The sequence below is a fragment of the Clostridium thailandense genome (assembly GCF_019207025.1).
In the GTDB taxonomy this organism is placed as follows: Bacteria; Bacillota; Clostridia; order Clostridiales; family Clostridiaceae; genus Clostridium_AM; species Clostridium_AM thailandense.
This window is the reverse complement of the sequence record NZ_JAEEGC010000106.1, coordinates 24,267-41,119: the sequence shown is the minus strand read 5'-3', so window position 1 is coordinate 41,119 and position 16,853 is coordinate 24,267. Positions and strand designations below refer to the sequence as shown.

Here is a 16,853-nt window from a genome sequence, read left to right as displayed (position 1 = left end):
TGCTGTAAAAAATAGCACTAGAAAGCTGATTTGCTTACATAAATATATAGCTCAAAATGGAAGAATATTTTAAAGCATTTCTAAATAGTTCTTATATTTAATTGTTTTACTTTTTTGCATTTTTTTACAAATTTATTCTCATAAATTCTTCATAAGTAGTAACTCCATTTTTCACAAGTTCAGTACAGTGATCTTTCATAGAAACCATGCCTTTATCCATATTGACTTTTCTAATGTCCTCTATGGACTTTTGAGATTTAATATTGATATTTTTTAGTCTATTAAGATCCATAATTTCATACACTACTATCCTTCCTTTATATCCAGTATAGTTACATTGCCAGCACCCCGTACCCTTATACAAATTATAATTCATCGGCAAATTTAAACTTTTACTTTCACTATTAGATGCATAATATGGCTTTTTGCAATAAGGACATATTCTTCTAACTAGTCTTTGAGATATGATGCATTTTAAAGCTTCTTCCAAGAAATAATCTGGTATTCCCATGTCTTCAAGTCTTAGTATAGATTCTGCTGCATCATTAGTATGTAAAGTACTAATAACTAAATGCCCTGTTATTGCAGCTCTAATAGCAATTTGTGCTGTCTCTTCATCTCTTATTTCTCCTAACATTATTACATCTGGATCTTGTCTTAATATGCTTCTTAAGCCTTCTGCAAAACTAAAACCTATTTTTGAGTTTACATTGACCTGGTTTACATTTTTAACACTATACTCCACAGGATCTTCTATACTTGTTATATTCTTTTCTTTTTTATTTAATGAATTTAACATAGAATATAAAGTGGTAGTTTTTCCACTGCCAGTTGGCCCTGTTACAAGTATAATTCCATACCTATTCTCTAACATTGATTTTATTGATTTCACAGCTTTTTCACCAAATCCTAGTGTATCTAAAAGTTTCATTTCAATAGACTTATATAAAATTCTTATGACGATTTTTTCGCCATATACTGTAGGAAGTGTTGATACTCTTAAATCGTATTCAATATTTTCATATGCATATTTTATTTTTCCATCTTGTGGTATTCTTCTTTCTGATATGTCCATTAAAGCCATTATTTTGAATCTAGTGCATACTAGTGAATATATATTGTGAGGTACTGACATAAAGTAGCTCATTATACCATCTACTCTAAATCTCACTAAAGTTTCATCTTCAAATGGTTCAAGATGAATATCGCTGGCATTTTGATGTATAGCACCATTTAGTATTGAGTTTACAATTTTAACCACAGGAGCTTCTTTTAATTTTTCTTCATTAAGAATTTTTGAATACTGCTGGCTAAAATTATCTGTATTTTGAGTTTCAATGTTCTTAATAGCACTTTCTACGCTGTACTTGCAATAATAACTATTAATACAATTCACTATTTGTGCTTTATGTGCATAAAAAAACCTTATGTTTTTTCCAATTATAAATCTTAATTCTTCTTCTAAAGATACATTAGGACTCCTCTCAACTGCTATATAGGTATAATCATTAAATTCTTTAAATGCTATCAGACAGTTATCATTTGCTATTTTTTCTGGTATCTTTTGTACTACTTTATTATCAATTTGAGTATTTTCTAAATCTATAATTGGCATATCTTTATTCATATGATTACACTTTTACCTCCCATCAATCTTATATTAGAATTATGTCCACTATTTCAATTCGTAAACAAATCAAAAAATTAAAATCACATAAAATCCATCTAAATCTAGATAGATCTTATGTGATTAAAGTACTTATCTCTTACTTATTCTGAATTATATACGCTATACTTTCCCTCATGAGTAGATATAAGGTTAATAGATCTTTCTTTGTTATCATACATATATACATCTACTTTTTCATCTTGCTCTGGAACATCTGTACCACCAAAATAAACATTTCCCTGATCATCTATAGCTATTCCAGACATTTCATCTAATTCTTTTGGAAAGTCATAAGTAATTCTTTCTAATTCAAAACTTTGGGATGAAAATTTATATAAAGCTAACTGCTTTTCATCCTCACTTCCAATAAAAAAAATCTCGCCATTTTTATAGCTTGCTACTGATTTACTAACTCCATATATATTATTGGTTATACTTTTAACTGTACTTTTTTCAGCATCAAAATAATATAATGATTGACTATCTCCTTCCTTTGCCAAGAACAAAATATTATTCCCTATTGGAACAAAATAGGTACAATAACCATTTATATCACCAAGATAAACTTCTTCTTTATTAGTATTGAAATCATAAGAATATATTTTATCTGAGTTTTTTTTCCCTTCTATACTCCCGTAATAAATTATTTTATTATCATTTATCCATCCATATAGGTTTCCAGAAACAAGTACATTAGACTTTAATCTTATATACTTATTTTTTTTAATATCATATATCCTCATACCCTCAGCACTTTCTCTAGAATCTTCCTTAAAGCTCCTAAATGCAAGTTTATCTCCTGATGGATTAAGTTTAAAATCTAAAGCAGCATAAAAGTCTTTTAGTTCTTTTTTTCTTTTATCTTTAATTACTACAATCTTATTGTTGTTAAAATTTTTTCCTTTTGAAATGTTTTGTAGATAAACATAAACAGCATTTTTGTTATTATACGATAAATCGAGCAGATTCTCTATTGTTCCTATTTTATATAATCCCTTATTCTCAATTTTATAAACATCTGAATTTTCTTTGTTGCTCTCTAAAGCGGTAATTTGAGAATAATGCGGTAAATTATTTACTTCTTCTAGTGTTTCTTCATTGCAACTGCATGCTGTTAAACTTAAAATAATAAAAGAAACTATGAAAAAAGATGAAATTTTATTAGATACTTTCATTTAGATTTCATATTCCCCTTTAAATGAAACTTCTGCAGGTCCTGTCATGAAAACTCCATTTTCTTTTATTTCTATAAAAAGTTTTCCCCCTGGTACTTGAACTTCTACATTTTTACCTGTAAAACCTAGTTTGTTGGAAGCTATTACTGAAGCACAGCTTCCTGTTCCACAAGCTAAAGTAGGTCCTGCACCTCTTTCCCAAGTTTTAACCCTTACTTTACTATTGTTTATAACTTCGCAAAAGTTTACATTTGTTCCTTTAGGAAATTTATTATATTTTTCTATTGCTCTTCCCTCTTCAACATTGTAATCTTCAAGTTCTCCAAATATAACTGTATGTGGTACCCCCATTAGCATGGTTGTTATATTATATTCTCTTTCATTAACTTTTATTTGTTTATTTATTATTTCTTCATTAAATTTTGCTGGTATATATTTCGTATCAAATGAAGGGGTTCCCATATTAATCGTAACTTCTTTTGCAATATTATCTTCTGCATGTATAAACGCCTCTTTTACACCATCACCAGTCTCTATTTTTATACAATCTCCTGTTACAATCTTCTCATCATATACATACTTTGCAAAACATCTTATTCCATTTCCACACATTGATGCATATGAACCATCGATATTAATTATAATCATTTGTATTTGAGCAATTTCACTATTTCTTACTATTAATATGCCGTCTCCGCCAATACCATAATGTCTATCACAAAGTTTTATTGCTAATTCGCTTTCTTTTTTCAAAAAGCTGTTATTTCTATCATCAATTACTATAAAATCATTACCCGTCCCCTGCATTTTTGTAAATTTCATCTATAATTCTCCGCCTTTCTAAAAGTTAGTTAATAAAACTTTAAATTAAGTTTACTACTACATAAAAATATTATCAATAGATTAATTGCATAATTAATCATTTAGAAATACAAGCTGTATAATAAAAGGGCATTTCTATTTTAATTTTAAAATATCCATAGTTTGAGAACCCTATATAGAAATTACTGCTTGAATACATCTATTTTATGGTATAATATGCCCATACTCTTTATTATATAGAACCATACTAGACACTTAAATTATGCGCAGGGAGATACTTACATTCTGGAAGACACATTAAATACTTTTGTTATAAGTCTTAGCAAAGTATTTTAGAAAGTCTTAGAATCATTTATATGTTTGAGGTACGAGTTTATAAATGATTCTTAGACTTTCAAAATACTGAGCTTTAGACTTATCAAAAGTATTTATGGTGTCGGAAGAATGTAAATATCTCCCGGAGTATAAGTTAAATGTCGGCCGTGTGTGCCTATATAAAAATTTTACTTACATAGAAAGGATGATACCTATGGCACTTGACGGTATTTTCATACACAGCCTAATAGAGGAATTCAAACATACCATATTAAACGGTAGAGTTGACAAGGTAAATCAACCTGAAAAGGATGAAATAATTTTATCTATAAAAAATGAAAGAAAAAACTACAAACTTTTAATCAGTGCTAGTCCTGTTTACCCCAAAATGCACTTTACAAAAACAAGCAAAACAAATCCAATGCAACCACCTATGTTTTGCATGGTCTTACGTAAATATCTCAATACGGCCAGACTTGTAAATATAAGACAGTTAGATACTGATAGAGTTGTTTTTTTAGACTTTGAATCCAGTGACGAATTAGGCTTTAATAGTACTTATACTCTTGTAGTGGAAATCATGGGAAGACATAGCAATATAACCTTAGTTAGAGACCGAGATAATTTAATTATGGATAGTATAAAGCACATTACTCCAGAAATAAATTCCGTTAGAAATGTTTATCCAGGAATTAAATATGTTTTCCCTCCTGTTTCTACTAAACTAAGTCCATTTGATTTTAATATTGAGGATTTCAAATCATATATTGAAACAAATAATATCAAATTTGATAAAAACTTTTTTTCCAAGGTTTTTACTGGCTTAAGCTCTCAATTTTCAAAAGAACTCACTTATGATCTTAATAACTCTGAAAAAGAACTTTCGGAAGCTAATTTAGACTATATATATGACCTTTGCCATAAAAAATTTGAGAGCATTAGAAACAATGAGTTTAACTTTGTTGAATATTCAACAGATGGAGTAGTTAAAGATTTTTATTGCAAAAAGTTAACCTATATGTATGAGTATTTGGAAAAAACTTTTGAATCTCCATCAGTTCTAATTGAAGATTTCTATTTTGAAAAAGATAAATCTGATAGACTAAATAACAAAAGTTCTGACCTTCAAAAACTTGTACATCTAAACTTAGAAAGATGCTATAAAAAATCTGATATACTAAAGAAAAATTTAGAGGAATGTACTAGTAAAGACACCTATAAAATTTATGGTGAGCTTTTGACTGCTAATATATATAGTTTAAACAAAGGAGATGAATCTGCTAAATTACAAAATTACTACAGCGAAAATTGGGATTATATCCATATTAAGCTTGACCCCAATAAGACTCCTGCTGAAAATATTCAATATTATTTTAAAAAATATACTAAATTAAAGAAAACGGAGGAATCATCAAAGATTCAGCTAGAAGCAAATGATCAAGAGATAAGCTACCTTCAATCAGTTATGACCAATATAAAAAATGCTGAAGATTATGAAAGTATTGAAGAAATTAAAAGAGAACTGATGGAAACTGGATATATAAAATTCAAGAAATTAAACAATAAAAAAATAAAGCCTACTAAGCCTATGAAATTTGTTTCAAGTGATGGTATCGAAATATATATTGGAAAAAATAATTTTCAAAATGACTATCTAACTCTAAAATTTGCTGATAAACGAGATATATGGATGCATACGAAAAATATACCTGGATCCCATGTTATAATAAAAAACTTCGGAAACATAACAAATAAAACCTTAGAAGAGGGAGCAATGCTCGCAGCCTTTTACAGTAAAGCAAAGGATTCGACTAAAGTAGCTGTAGATTACACAGAAATTAAGAATGTCCATAAACCTAATGGCTCAAAGCCAGGTATGGTTATATATTACACAAATAAGACAATATATATAGATCCTAAAAAACCTGATATAGAACAAGTGCAATAAAAAAATGTGAAACATTTTTAGAGAACAGAAGACAATGGACAGAGGACAGTGATTGTTGCTTTTCCTCTGTCAACTGTCCTCTTTATTTTGCATGTAGTTAATTATTCATAGTATTTCTTTTCAGGCTTAGCTCCAAAATATTGATAGTAATAACACTTAATTCTTCCATTATAAAGCTTTCTATTCTTATCTGCATCTTTTCCAAAGTGCTTTTGGAAATCTGGATGTGCTGTAATTACAAAATAAGACCAGTCTCTAAGGTTCTCAAAAACTTCTCCCATGTCTTTATATAGCTTTTCTACTTCTTTCAATTCTCCTAGTCTCTCTCCGTAAGGTGGATTAGTAATTATAAATCCATACCTTTTTTTAGAACTAAACTGCTGCATAGGCATTTTTTGAAAAGTTATATAATCTTCAACCCCTGCTTTTTTTGCATTATCCATAGCAGTTCTTATAACTCTTCCATCCATATCAGAAGCTAATATTCTAAATTCTTTATCATTTACTGCGTTCCTTGCAAATTTCCTACTCTCTTCCCATATATTTTTAGGTATTATCTCCCACTGCTCTGATATAAAGTTTCTATTTAAGCCCGGTGCTATATTCTTGCCTATAAGAGCAGCTTCAATGGCTATAGTTCCAGAACCACACATAGGGTCTGCAAGTAACCTTGACGGTTCCCACTTACTCAAAAGTACTAATGCTGCTGCTAAAGTTTCTTTTATTGGAGCTCCTCCGGCATTTTCCCTATATCCTCTTTTATGTAATCCTGTACCTGAAGTATCCAAAGTTAAAGTTACTATGTCTTTTAAAATCCCCACTTCTATTCTATATCTTGCTCCATTTTCGTTAAACCAATCTGTCTTGTATTTTCTTTTCATCGCTTCTATTACAGCCTTTTTCACTATAGATTGACAATCAGGCACACTAAACAACTTAGACTTAACAGACTTTCCTTCTACATGCATAAAAGCATCTATTGGCAATATATCTCCCCATTCAACAGCAAGAGTCCCTTGAAACAGTTCCTCAAAACTCTCTGCCTTAAACTCTGCAATATTTATTAATACTCTATCCGCCGTTCTAAGCCACATATTACAGGTTACTATATCCCTCTCATCACCTTCAAAGGTTACCTTACCATTTTCTATCTTTAAATCATCGTACCCAAGCTCTCTTAATTCACTAGCTACCACCGATTCCAATCCAAAAGTTGATGTTGCAATTAAAGTATAATCCATTTAATCCGCTCCTCTTCCTATTACTATTCTATCACCAATTCAATAGGGCAATGATCTGATCCCATTACCTCCGAATGAATATCTGCACTAACAAGTCTGTCTTTTAGTCTATCTGATACGCAAAAATAGTCTATACGCCATCCTGCATTATTAGATCTTGCATTAAATCTATAGGACCACCAAGAGTACACCCCTTCTTTATCTGGATAAAAATAGCGGTACGTATCTATAAATCCTGAATTTAAAAATTCAGTAAATTTATTTCTTTCTTCATCCGAAAATCCTGCATTCTTTCTATTGCTCTTTGGGTTTTTTAGATCTATTTCTTTATGTGCAACATTTAAATCTCCACACACAATTACAGGTTTTATAGAGTCTAATGTTTTTAGATATCCCCTAAAATCATCTTCCCACTGCATTCTATAGTCTAATCTTGCTAACTTTTCCTTTGAATTAGGAGTATACACAGTTACAAAATAATAATTCTCGAACTCTAACGTAATAACTCTTCCCTCGTTATTATGCTCATCTTTATTTATTCCATAACTACAGCTAATTGGCTCTATTTTAGTAAATATAGCAGTACCTGAATACCCTTTTTTCTCTGCATAATTCCAGTATTGATGGTAACCTTCCAAGTGTAAATCTATTTGATTTTCTTGGACTTTACTTTCCTGAATACAAAAAATATCTGCATCAACTTCCTTAAAATAATCTAAGAACCCTTTTTGTACACAGGCTCTTATTCCATTGACATTCCATGATATTAATTTCATTAGATCTTACCAACCTTTCATAAAATAAGACATTTATAATTATTTCAACGCTAAGTCTATTCCATCTGCCAAAGCCTTAGCTACTTTATTTTGATAATCATCCGTATTTAATAATTTATCCTCTTCCTCATTTGAAAGAAAGCCCATCTCAATTAACACTACTGGAACCTTAGACCAATTAAAGCCTGTCATATCATCTCTTTCCACTACTCCTCTGTTTTTCATTCCAACTTCATTAACTAAAGTATCTAATATTATCTTTCCGTAATTAGAACTTTTATCATGTATTAACTTTGTATTTTCATTTATGGATGCTGGAACAAGCATTGATGATCCCTTTACACTGGAATTGTCATTTGAATCTGCGTGTATCCTAATAACCAATGCTGCATTTTCTTTATTTGCAACTTCCGCTCTTTCAACATTTCCTAGGCTTAAAGAATTATCTTCTTTTGTCATTTTGACGATATACCCTTTCTCTTGAAGAAAAGCTTTTAGCTTTAAAGATACTTTCATATTTACTAAATATTCTGGTGTTTTACTCACAACTCCTTCTGCACCGCCACCATCTTTTATCTTCATTTTAGAGGAATTAGGCGCAATAGGTTCCTTCTCTAAATTAGACCTATTTGCATGACCTGGGTCTATAAACACAACTTTCTTTTCCTTAGCTTCAGCAACATGAGTATTTTCACTGATTTTTGTTTTGTTTTCTTCCTTTTGGTGGCTTTTTTCCTCATTATTTTTAACTACTGAAACACTTTTGTTTTTTCCCATTGTAACTTTTGAATTTGTTATTTTCAAATAAGAGTCCTGCAAAGCCTTGGATACAAATATTACAATTAATAAAACTAAAATTAAACTTATAATCATAGTTTTAGATTTTTTCATAGATATTGATACCTCTTTTTAATAAAATTATCGTCAAATTATTACTGCATAATATAAAATCCCCAAAACTATTATATCAAGTTTTGGGGATTTTTCTAACATTAATTTATAACTTTTTTATTTTATTAAGTTTTATATTGCTTTAGCAGCTTTTTCTTTAGCTTCAAATTCGTCTTCCACAGTAGTATCTTTTTCTGTCGCACTTATATCTGGAAGAATTAAGTTTAAAATTATACCTACTATAGTTGCAAGCGCAACTCCTGCTATTTCTACATCTGCACCGTTAAATTTAAACTTAACTGCTGCTCCTCCAATTCCTATGACTATTATAACTGAAGATAATATTAAGTTTTTCTTCTTGCCAAAATCTATTTTATCCTCTACGAATATTCTAAATCCAGATGATGCTATTATACCAAAGAGTAATATACTTACTCCTCCCATAACTGGTAATGGCATATGTTCTATAATAGCTGCTACCGGGCCTATGAAAGAAAGTAATATTGCAATTACACCAGCTCCACCAATTACCCATACACTGTAAACTCTAGTTATAGCCATAACACCTATGTTTTCTCCATAAGTTGTGTTTGGAGGCCCCCCTACGAATCCAGCAAACATCGTAGCTACTCCATCACCTAGGATAGATCTATGAAGCCCTGGTTCCTTAGTAAAATCTCTTCCAACTACATTATTTGTAACATATACATGTCCTATATGTTCTGCAAGTGTTACAAAAGATACTGGCGCCATTAACATCATTGCATTTAAGTTAAATTTAGGTGTCATAAAAGGTGGAAGTCTAAACAATTTTGTAGCTGCTATTGCCTCCATTGCTGAATGTGGAACTACTCCAAGAGCTAATGCTGTTACATAACCTGTTATCATAGCCACTAGTATTGGTATAACTGCTAAGAATCCCTTAAAATACATACTTCCAAGTATTCCTACTCCAAGAGTTACCATTGCAACTGTAATCCATGCCCATCTTGGCACACTAACCATTGATGCATCCATATAGCTTGAATTTAAACCTGCCCAATTTATCGCTGTGCCTGCAAGTCCAAGGCCTATAACTATAACTATTGAACCTACTACTACAGGTGGTAATGCTTTATTCAACCAACCTATACCACAAAACTTAATTATCATAGCTACTATAATGTAAACCATGCCTGCTGCCATAACACCTGAAATCATAGCTTCTGGACCATAATTCTTAGAAGCCACAAGCATAGGTCCTATGAATGCAAAGGATGAACCTATATATGCTGGCAATTTTGCTTTAGTACAAATAATATAAAGTAATGTTCCTATTCCACTACAGAACAATGCAATTGACGGACTCATTCCTGTAATTATCGGAACAAGTATAGTAGCACCTACCATAGCAAACAAATGCTGTAAACTTAAAGGTATAGTAGTGGCAATGGGTAATCTTTCTTCTACATCTACATAATTTTTCATTTTTATTTCCTCCTTTTTTAGCCTCGCTGGACTATTTTAAAAGTAATATTCTTGCTTTTTAGTTTAACACTTATATTATTTTATAGGTCGTAGATTTTTACTGAATCATTTCCATCAATTTCAGCAACCTCTACTGACACTATTTCACTTTTAGATGTTGGAATGTTTTTTCCTACATAATCTGCTCTAATTGGAAGTTCTCTGTGACCTCTATCAACAAGTACTGCTAGTTGAATCATTTTGGGTCTTCCCGCATGCATAACTGCTTCAATAGCAGCTCTAACTGTTCTTCCAGTATAAACTACATCATCTACTAATATTACCTTTTTATCTTCTACATCCATTAGTTCTACATCTTTAACTATTGGCTGATCTCCTAACTTACTTAAATCATCTCGGTATAAAGTAATATCTACACTCTCTACCTTAATCTTTATACCTTCAATTTTTTCTATGGTTTCTGAAATTCTTTGGGCTATAGGATATCCTCTTCTCCTTATACCAACTAATACAATATCTTCTACACCTTTGTTTTTTTCAATTATTTCATGAGCTACTCTTGTTAAAGTTCTTTTTACTCCCTTTTCATCTAGAATTATCGCTTTTGGATCCATATAAAATACCTCCATAAAGTTAAGAAAAATAAAAGCCCACACTCAGTGAGTATGGGCGCAAAATGCCTATTATAACTACTTTTCGTCGCCTTATGACCTCACTGGATCATTTTAAAGGATACTGCTTATTTAATTTTTAAAACTATGTAAATTATTTTTCACATATTCGCTACAAATATACTATCATATATCAATACATATTTCAACTATTATTTCATTTACTATCTATTTTAACTTCGTTTCTCAAAATGCCTACTATCTTTACAAAGTACTCTGGCAATTCACTTTCAAACTCTATATATTTTCTCGTACTTGGGTGAATAAAACCCAACTTTTTAGCGTGAAGCATTTGACCCTCTAAGTTAAATCTCTGTTTTTTATATCCATAAACCGGATCTCCAACTAATGGGTGTCCTATATGAGCCATATGTACTCTTATTTGATGTGTTCTTCCTGTTTCCAAAACACACTGTACTAGTGTACTATTTTTAAATCTTTCTAAAACTCTGTAGTGAGTTACGGCCCTTCTTCCATCCTTAACTACTGCAATTTTTATTCTTTCTATAGGGTGTCTCCCAAGTGGTGCATCTACAGTTCCCTCTTCCTTTTTTAAAACACCTTCTACTAAAGCTATGTATACTCTTGTCATTGAATGATCTTTTAACTGTTCTGCCAACTTGTTATGTGCATTATCATTTTTGGCAACGACAAGTATTCCTGACGTATCCTTATCTATCCTATGTACAATGCCTGGTCTAGCTACACCATTTATACCAGATAAATCTTCACAATGATTTAAAAGAGCATTAACTAAAGTTCCATTATATATTCCAGCTGCAGGATGAACAACCATTCCTTGAGGCTTATTTACCACAATTACATCGCTATCTTCATATAAAATATCTAATGGTATATCCTCAGGTTCTATGTTAAGTGCTACAGGCTCTGGAATATTAATATCTACTATATCATTGGGCTTTAGTTTATAATTACTCTTCTTATTTATTCCATTTATCCTCACATTTCCCTCTTCTATTAGATTTTGAAGATATGACCTTGATTTATCCTCAAATAGTCTTGATAAAAATAAATCCAATCTTAAGTTCACTGCATCTTGCTCCACTTTAAATTGTTTGTTTTCCATTATTCTCTTCCTTTATCATATAAATTGCAAGCAGCATAGTTCCAATTACGACAAACATATCTGCAACGTTAAAAGTGGGGAAATAGTATTTGTCCTTGTAATGCCACATAATAAAATCTACTACATATCTATACCATACTCTGTCAATAAGATTGCCTATAGCACCACAAACTATAAGTGATAAACTTATTCTAAGTAACTTTGAGGTAGGTTTGTACTTAAACAAATAAAATACAATTCCACCCATTATAATAAGTGTAATCAAAGATAAAAATATTAGCTTATTTTGAAGTATACCAAAGGCTGCCCCCCTATTTTCAAGATATGAAAAACTGAAGAAACCATTTATTATAGGTATCTCAGGAACTTTAATCAATTCATTAAGTGCCCATATCTTAGTAATTCTATCTAATATCAGTCCTAGAATTATTATAAAAATTTCCACTCTCATTCCCCCATTACTCTTCCATTACGACTTATAGATCTTATAATCTGCATAAACTTTCTCACTCTAGCGCAACTTATACACAACACATACAAAATCATAAACTTATCAGTATAGTACTTTATTTAAGTATGAGTAATTTGGTTAGAAAATCTACATATAGATACCCCACACCAGACACTTAACTTATACGCAGGAATATATTGACATTCTGGAAGGCACATTTAAATACTTTTGTTATAAGTCTTAGCTCAGTATTTTAGAAAGTCTTAGTGCCATTGATATGTTTGAGGTACGAGTTTATCAATGGTCCTTAGACTTTCTAAATACTGAGTTTTAGACTTATCAAAAGTATTTATTGTGCCGGAAGAATGTCAATATATCCGGTCGCATAAGTTAAGTGTCGGCCGTGAGTGTCTATCTAGAATTTAGCCTCTAACCCTTAATCCGGCAATTGCTCTTTATATTGCTGATTACTTATTCTCTCCATTGGATCTACATAACTATTATCACTATCTGTATACCATTCTGTCTGATTCTCTAGTCGCTCAAATTTCATTACTGATTGTAAACTATCTTCTGCATCAAATTCCGTTTGTGCATCTTTGTCATAGTCATTATATCCGTATCCAAAAGGATAATCAATTGTATATTCCTCCAGAGCTCTATTGTGCTTTTCTAGTGGTCTAGAATCATTTACTTGCCTTTGGCAATCTACACAAAATTGAGCATATGGAATAAATTCTAACCTATCTTCTACTATATTATTTCCACACATTTTACATTTTCCATATGTACCATTATCAATAGATGCTAATGCATCATCTATTTTCTTTATTATAGTTATTTCATTTTCCTTAAAGGCTAAGCCTCTTTCTTTATCAAATAGTTCAGTAGCAGTATCTGATGGATGGTTATCATATACAGATAACTCTCTAGACATCGCTGAATTAGAATCAATTGTCTCATTTTCTTCCATTTGATGAAGTAAGCCATATACCCTGCTTCTTTCTTCTGTTAATTTTCTTCTAAAATGATTCATTCTCTCCTTATCCATAACTACAGAAACCCCTTTCTTAACATTAAAATAAGAACATAAATAGTATAAATATTTATATCAGTTTCAATTTATAGTTTTACTTAATACTTGGCAATTATTCTTATTTTAACTAGAAATTTTTTATTTATTCTGTATATATGGAATTCGTTAAGTACTTACTTTAAAATACCTGCTCTAACTTTTTAACGCCCTCTATAATATTCTCAAGACTTTTCATAGACACTGTTTGTCTTGCATCAGACACAGCATTATCAGGACTTATGTGACTTTCTATAATCAGCCCATCTGCTCCTGCTGTAATTGAAGCTAAACTCATGCTTGGTACAAGCTCTCTAATACCTGTTCCATGACTTGGATCTACAATTACTGGTATTCTATATTTTTGTTTTATTACTGCAACACTGTTTAAATCTAAAGTGTTTCTCGTATAACTCTCAAAAGTTCTTATACCTCTTTCACATAATACTACATTAGTATTTCCTTCAATCATTATGTATTCAGCCGCACATATCCATTCACTAATTGTAGCACTAAGTCCTCTCTTAAGAAGTATTGGTGAATTTGTTCTCCCTAATTCTTTAAGAAGAGTATAGTTATACATATTTCTCGATCCTACTTGTATCATATCAGTGTAGTTAAGAGCATTATCTATATCTCTTGCATCCATTACTTCCGTAACTATAGGAATGTTTATTTCTTCACTAACAGATTTTATAATCTTTAAGCCTTCTTCTTTTAAGCCTTGGAAATCATATGGAGATGTTCTTGGCTTAAAAGCTCCTCCTCTAAGCATATGTACTCCTAAATCTTTAAGTTCTTTTCCTATTCTCATCATAATATCATAACTCTCAATAGAACATGGTCCAGATATTATTACCTTTTCTTTACCACCAAAAACTACATCTTTAACTTTTACCTTAATTAATTCTCCATTGTTTTGATCTATTAATAGTTTTTTCATCTCATAATCACCTGTATAAACCGCCTATATATTTATAAGCATATTTTTTAAAATTTCAGTAGAATTTTTTATAGCAATAGGTTTAAATTTCTCATAATCCATATGTGCACCATTATTACCATTATCAGATATGGATCTTATAACAACAAATGCTATATTGTTTAAATAACATACCTGTGCAATACTTCCACCTTCCATTTCGCAAGCTATTCCATTAAATTTCTCATTAAGCCAAATTATTTTATCTGTATTACAGATAAATTGATCCCCTGTTACTATTCTTCCCACAAAATTTTTTATATCTTTAATATTTTCACAAGCTGAAATAGCTTTTTCTACTAGATTTTTATCACATTTAAAATCATAAGTATCAAGTCTCGGAATTTGACCTATCTCATCTCCAAATGCCGAAGTATCTATATCATGCTGAACTAAGCTATCTGCAATTACAATGTCTCCTGGATATACATCTTTTCCTATTCCTCCAGCTATTCCAACATTAATTATCTTATCCACATCAAAATCATCTATTAGTATCTGAGCACATATAGCGGAATTTACCTTGCCAATACCACTTCTAACTACAACTACATCTTTATTATATAATCTTCCTGATTTGAAGCTCATATTAGCTTTTACCACTGTTTTTTCTGATTCCATTTCCTTTAATAAAATTTCTAATTCCTCATCCATAGCTCCTATAATTCCTATTCTCATTTTACTACCTCCTGCTGATATGCTTTCTTTTAATACTTTATAAATTTCTTACGCATCATTTTCCATTTTGATTTCTAATACATTATACCACAATTATAGGTACCCACAACAGACACTTAACTCATACGCAGGGATATAATTCCAGTTTATTTAAAATTAAAAAAATCTCACTCATCATGAGTGGGATTTTCTTAATCCTTTACAAAAAAGTTTTTAATTTCTTCCAATTCATTACTATTAGCAAAAGTATCATTTTCTTCAATAAGCTTATCATCATTCTCATTATGAACAATTTCTATTTCTTTTGACTCTAAAGCTGGCTTAATATTTTCTTCAGATTCATATCCTATATTATAGTTTTTTATAAATTCCTTTTCCATATCATCAAACATTTCAAGCTGTGATTCCATGAAACTTCTAAATTTTGTTCTAAATTTACAAAACTCTTGCTTTATTCTATCGAATTCATCATTAATTTGAATTACATCATTATGAGCTTTATCAATTATCCTCTGTGCTGTATCATTTGCATTCCTTATAACAAGTTCACTTTCCTTTTTAGCATTCTCTCTAGCTTGTTCAGCGGCATTTTGTGCTAAAAGAAGAGTATTTTGTATAGTACTTTCCATCTTATTATAGTGATCTATTTTATCCTCTATATTTGAAAGCTTTTCTTTTAAAGTTGAATTTTCTCTATAAATATTTTCATAATCTTCGGCTATTTTATCTAAAAATTCATCAACTTCATCTGCATTGTAACCCCTCATACTCCTCTTAAATTCTTTATTTGTTATCTCCATAGCTGTTATTTTCACTCAAAACACCCCAAATCAAATAAATTTTTTTACTTGAATTTTAACTCTTCCGCTTCCTGTCCATCCTGCTTCTTCTACAATTTTAAACTTTCCATATCCTCTTATAGTTATTACACAATCATCTTTTAAAATCTTATCTTTTTTTATAACCTCAGAATAATCTACAAGTACTTTCCCCTTCCTTATTAGCTCTTCAGCATTTCCTCTTGATATATTACATAATGCACTAACTATACAATCAATTCTGAAAGAAGAAACATTCACAATAATATTCTGAAAATCATACGCAGGAATTTCATTACTGTGTATATCTAAAATTTTTACAGTGCACGCAGACTTGCCAACACTGGTTAAATTCATTCTTATGTAATCAGTTATCTCGTTATGAATAGCTAAATAGCAGTCATCATTTTTCAAAATTAAATCTCCAAGCTTTTCCCTTTTAATCCCAAGAGCCATTACCGCTCCAAGGTAATCCTTATGTTTAAGCTTAGAAAATTTAGAATTAGTTGATATCTTTATTAAATCTAATGGATAATAACATATATCATCATAAGAAAAAGCTATAATTTTCCTCTCCGCATCCTCAAAAATTCCGTAACAATACACCTTTACCCCGAGTTCATTGCTCATATTTGTTAAAGCTTTATATACGTTTGGTGTATGTAATTCTCCTAAATAAATTGTTTTACCTGTCTTTTGCGTTAAAATTATTTTATCAAAAATATTGGAAGCTATCTTACTGTCTATAAATGACATTTTATTCAAAAAAGTTTTTTTATCCATATAATCC

General features: G+C 30.6%; 16 protein-coding genes. 1 reads left to right on the top strand and 15 read right to left on the bottom strand.

Going from position 1 to position 16,853, the window contains the following annotated elements:
- Nucleotides 1-124: 124 nt before the first annotated feature.
- The 3 genes from I6U48_RS19235 to dapF form a co-directional block, all read right to left on the bottom strand.
- Complete coding sequence (locus I6U48_RS19235; protein ID WP_218322097.1) at nucleotides 125-1,627, bottom strand: GspE/PulE family protein; 1,503 nt, start codon at nucleotides 1,625-1,627, stop codon at nucleotides 125-127.
- A 143-nt stretch (nucleotides 1,628-1,770) separates the two neighbouring features.
- Nucleotides 1,771-2,844 (bottom strand): YjiK family protein, encoded by a 1,074-nt coding sequence (locus I6U48_RS19230; RefSeq protein ID WP_218322096.1) that lies wholly within the window; start codon nucleotides 2,842-2,844, stop codon nucleotides 1,771-1,773.
- On the bottom strand, nucleotides 2,845-3,666 hold the full coding sequence (dapF, locus tag I6U48_RS19225) for a diaminopimelate epimerase (RefSeq protein WP_218322095.1): 822 nt from the start codon (nucleotides 3,664-3,666) through the stop codon (nucleotides 2,845-2,847).
- 529 nt (nucleotides 3,667-4,195) lie between these two features.
- On the opposite strand from dapF, the gene I6U48_RS19220 reads away from it, so the two are divergent.
- Nucleotides 4,196-5,929, top strand: a complete 1,734-nt coding sequence (locus I6U48_RS19220) for an Rqc2 family fibronectin-binding protein (RefSeq protein ID WP_218322094.1) — start codon at nucleotides 4,196-4,198, stop codon at nucleotides 5,927-5,929.
- Nucleotides 5,930-6,030: 101 nt separating this feature from the next.
- On the opposite strand, the gene I6U48_RS19215 is transcribed toward I6U48_RS19220, so the two are convergent.
- From I6U48_RS19215 to I6U48_RS19160, 12 genes are all read right to left on the bottom strand, one after another.
- Nucleotides 6,031-7,170, bottom strand: a complete 1,140-nt coding sequence (locus tag I6U48_RS19215) for a THUMP domain-containing class I SAM-dependent RNA methyltransferase (RefSeq protein ID WP_218322093.1) — start codon at nucleotides 7,168-7,170, stop codon at nucleotides 6,031-6,033.
- A 23-nt stretch (nucleotides 7,171-7,193) separates the two neighbouring features.
- Complete coding sequence (locus I6U48_RS19210) at nucleotides 7,194-7,946, bottom strand: exodeoxyribonuclease III (protein WP_218322092.1); 753 nt, start codon at nucleotides 7,944-7,946, stop codon at nucleotides 7,194-7,196.
- A gap of 39 nt (nucleotides 7,947-7,985) precedes the next feature.
- Complete coding sequence (locus I6U48_RS19205) at nucleotides 7,986-8,837, bottom strand: N-acetylmuramoyl-L-alanine amidase family protein (RefSeq protein WP_218322091.1); 852 nt, start codon at nucleotides 8,835-8,837, stop codon at nucleotides 7,986-7,988.
- A gap of 132 nt (nucleotides 8,838-8,969) precedes the next feature.
- Nucleotides 8,970-10,304, bottom strand: coding sequence for a uracil permease (gene uraA / locus I6U48_RS19200; protein WP_218322090.1), 1,335 nt, complete (start codon nucleotides 10,302-10,304; stop codon nucleotides 8,970-8,972).
- An 80-nt stretch (nucleotides 10,305-10,384) separates the two neighbouring features.
- Nucleotides 10,385-10,918 (bottom strand): bifunctional pyr operon transcriptional regulator/uracil phosphoribosyltransferase PyrR, encoded by a 534-nt coding sequence (gene pyrR, locus I6U48_RS19195; protein ID WP_218322089.1) that lies wholly within the window; start codon nucleotides 10,916-10,918, stop codon nucleotides 10,385-10,387.
- 214 nt (nucleotides 10,919-11,132) lie between these two features.
- Entirely contained in the window at nucleotides 11,133-12,062 is a 930-nt protein-coding gene (locus I6U48_RS19190) for an RluA family pseudouridine synthase (RefSeq protein ID WP_218322088.1), read from the bottom strand.
- Nucleotides 12,043-12,507, bottom strand: coding sequence for a signal peptidase II (gene lspA, locus I6U48_RS19185; RefSeq protein ID WP_218322087.1), 465 nt, complete (start codon nucleotides 12,505-12,507; stop codon nucleotides 12,043-12,045). The genes I6U48_RS19190 and lspA overlap by 20 nt, the downstream gene beginning before the upstream one ends.
- A 442-nt stretch (nucleotides 12,508-12,949) precedes the next feature.
- A complete protein-coding gene (locus tag I6U48_RS19180) occupies nucleotides 12,950-13,564 on the bottom strand; it encodes a TraR/DksA C4-type zinc finger protein (protein ID WP_218322086.1) in 615 nt (204 codons plus the stop codon).
- A gap of 163 nt (nucleotides 13,565-13,727) precedes the next feature.
- A complete protein-coding gene (gene aroF, locus I6U48_RS19175) occupies nucleotides 13,728-14,528 on the bottom strand; it encodes a 3-deoxy-7-phosphoheptulonate synthase (RefSeq protein WP_218322085.1) in 801 nt (266 codons plus the stop codon).
- Between the two features lie 24 nt (nucleotides 14,529-14,552).
- Nucleotides 14,553-15,245: a 5'-methylthioadenosine/adenosylhomocysteine nucleosidase gene (locus tag I6U48_RS19170; protein WP_218322084.1), complete on the bottom strand. Its 693-nt coding sequence runs from the start codon at nucleotides 15,243-15,245 to the stop codon at nucleotides 14,553-14,555.
- Between the two features lie 191 nt (nucleotides 15,246-15,436).
- Nucleotides 15,437-16,060, bottom strand: a complete 624-nt coding sequence (locus tag I6U48_RS19165; RefSeq protein ID WP_218322083.1) for a DivIVA domain-containing protein — start codon at nucleotides 16,058-16,060, stop codon at nucleotides 15,437-15,439.
- Nucleotides 16,061-16,075: 15 nt separating this feature from the next.
- Entirely contained in the window at nucleotides 16,076-16,846 is a 771-nt protein-coding gene (locus I6U48_RS19160) for a YlmH family RNA-binding protein (RefSeq protein WP_218322082.1), read from the bottom strand.
- Nucleotides 16,847-16,853: the final 7 nt, after the last annotated feature.

What these genes read in the sequence shown, in the direction of transcription:
- I6U48_RS19235 (WP_218322097.1), bottom strand. Translation starts at nt 1,627, where the DNA reads ATGAATAAAGATATGCCAATTATAGATTTAGAAAATACTCAAATTGAT.
- I6U48_RS19230 (WP_218322096.1), bottom strand. Translation starts at nt 2,844, where the DNA reads ATGAAAGTATCTAATAAAATTTCATCTTTTTTCATAGTTTCTTTTATT.
- dapF (WP_218322095.1), bottom strand. Translation starts at nt 3,666, where the DNA reads ATGAAATTTACAAAAATGCAGGGGACGGGTAATGATTTTATAGTAATT.
- I6U48_RS19220 (WP_218322094.1), top strand. Translation starts at nt 4,196, where the DNA reads ATGGCACTTGACGGTATTTTCATACACAGCCTAATAGAGGAATTCAAA.
- I6U48_RS19215 (WP_218322093.1), bottom strand. Translation starts at nt 7,170, where the DNA reads ATGGATTATACTTTAATTGCAACATCAACTTTTGGATTGGAATCGGTG.
- I6U48_RS19210 (WP_218322092.1), bottom strand. Translation starts at nt 7,946, where the DNA reads ATGAAATTAATATCATGGAATGTCAATGGAATAAGAGCCTGTGTACAA.
- I6U48_RS19205 (WP_218322091.1), bottom strand. Translation starts at nt 8,837, where the DNA reads ATGAAAAAATCTAAAACTATGATTATAAGTTTAATTTTAGTTTTATTA.
- uraA (WP_218322090.1), bottom strand. Translation starts at nt 10,304, where the DNA reads ATGAAAAATTATGTAGATGTAGAAGAAAGATTACCCATTGCCACTACT.
- pyrR (WP_218322089.1), bottom strand. Translation starts at nt 10,918, where the DNA reads ATGGATCCAAAAGCGATAATTCTAGATGAAAAGGGAGTAAAAAGAACT.
- I6U48_RS19190 (WP_218322088.1), bottom strand. Translation starts at nt 12,062, where the DNA reads ATGGAAAACAAACAATTTAAAGTGGAGCAAGATGCAGTGAACTTAAGA.
- I6U48_RS19180 (WP_218322086.1), bottom strand. Translation starts at nt 13,564, where the DNA reads ATGGATAAGGAGAGAATGAATCATTTTAGAAGAAAATTAACAGAAGAA.
- aroF (WP_218322085.1), bottom strand. Translation starts at nt 14,528, where the DNA reads ATGAAAAAACTATTAATAGATCAAAACAATGGAGAATTAATTAAGGTA.
- I6U48_RS19170 (WP_218322084.1), bottom strand. Translation starts at nt 15,245, where the DNA reads ATGAGAATAGGAATTATAGGAGCTATGGATGAGGAATTAGAAATTTTA.
- I6U48_RS19160 (WP_218322082.1), bottom strand. Translation starts at nt 16,846, where the DNA reads ATGGATAAAAAAACTTTTTTGAATAAAATGTCATTTATAGACAGTAAG.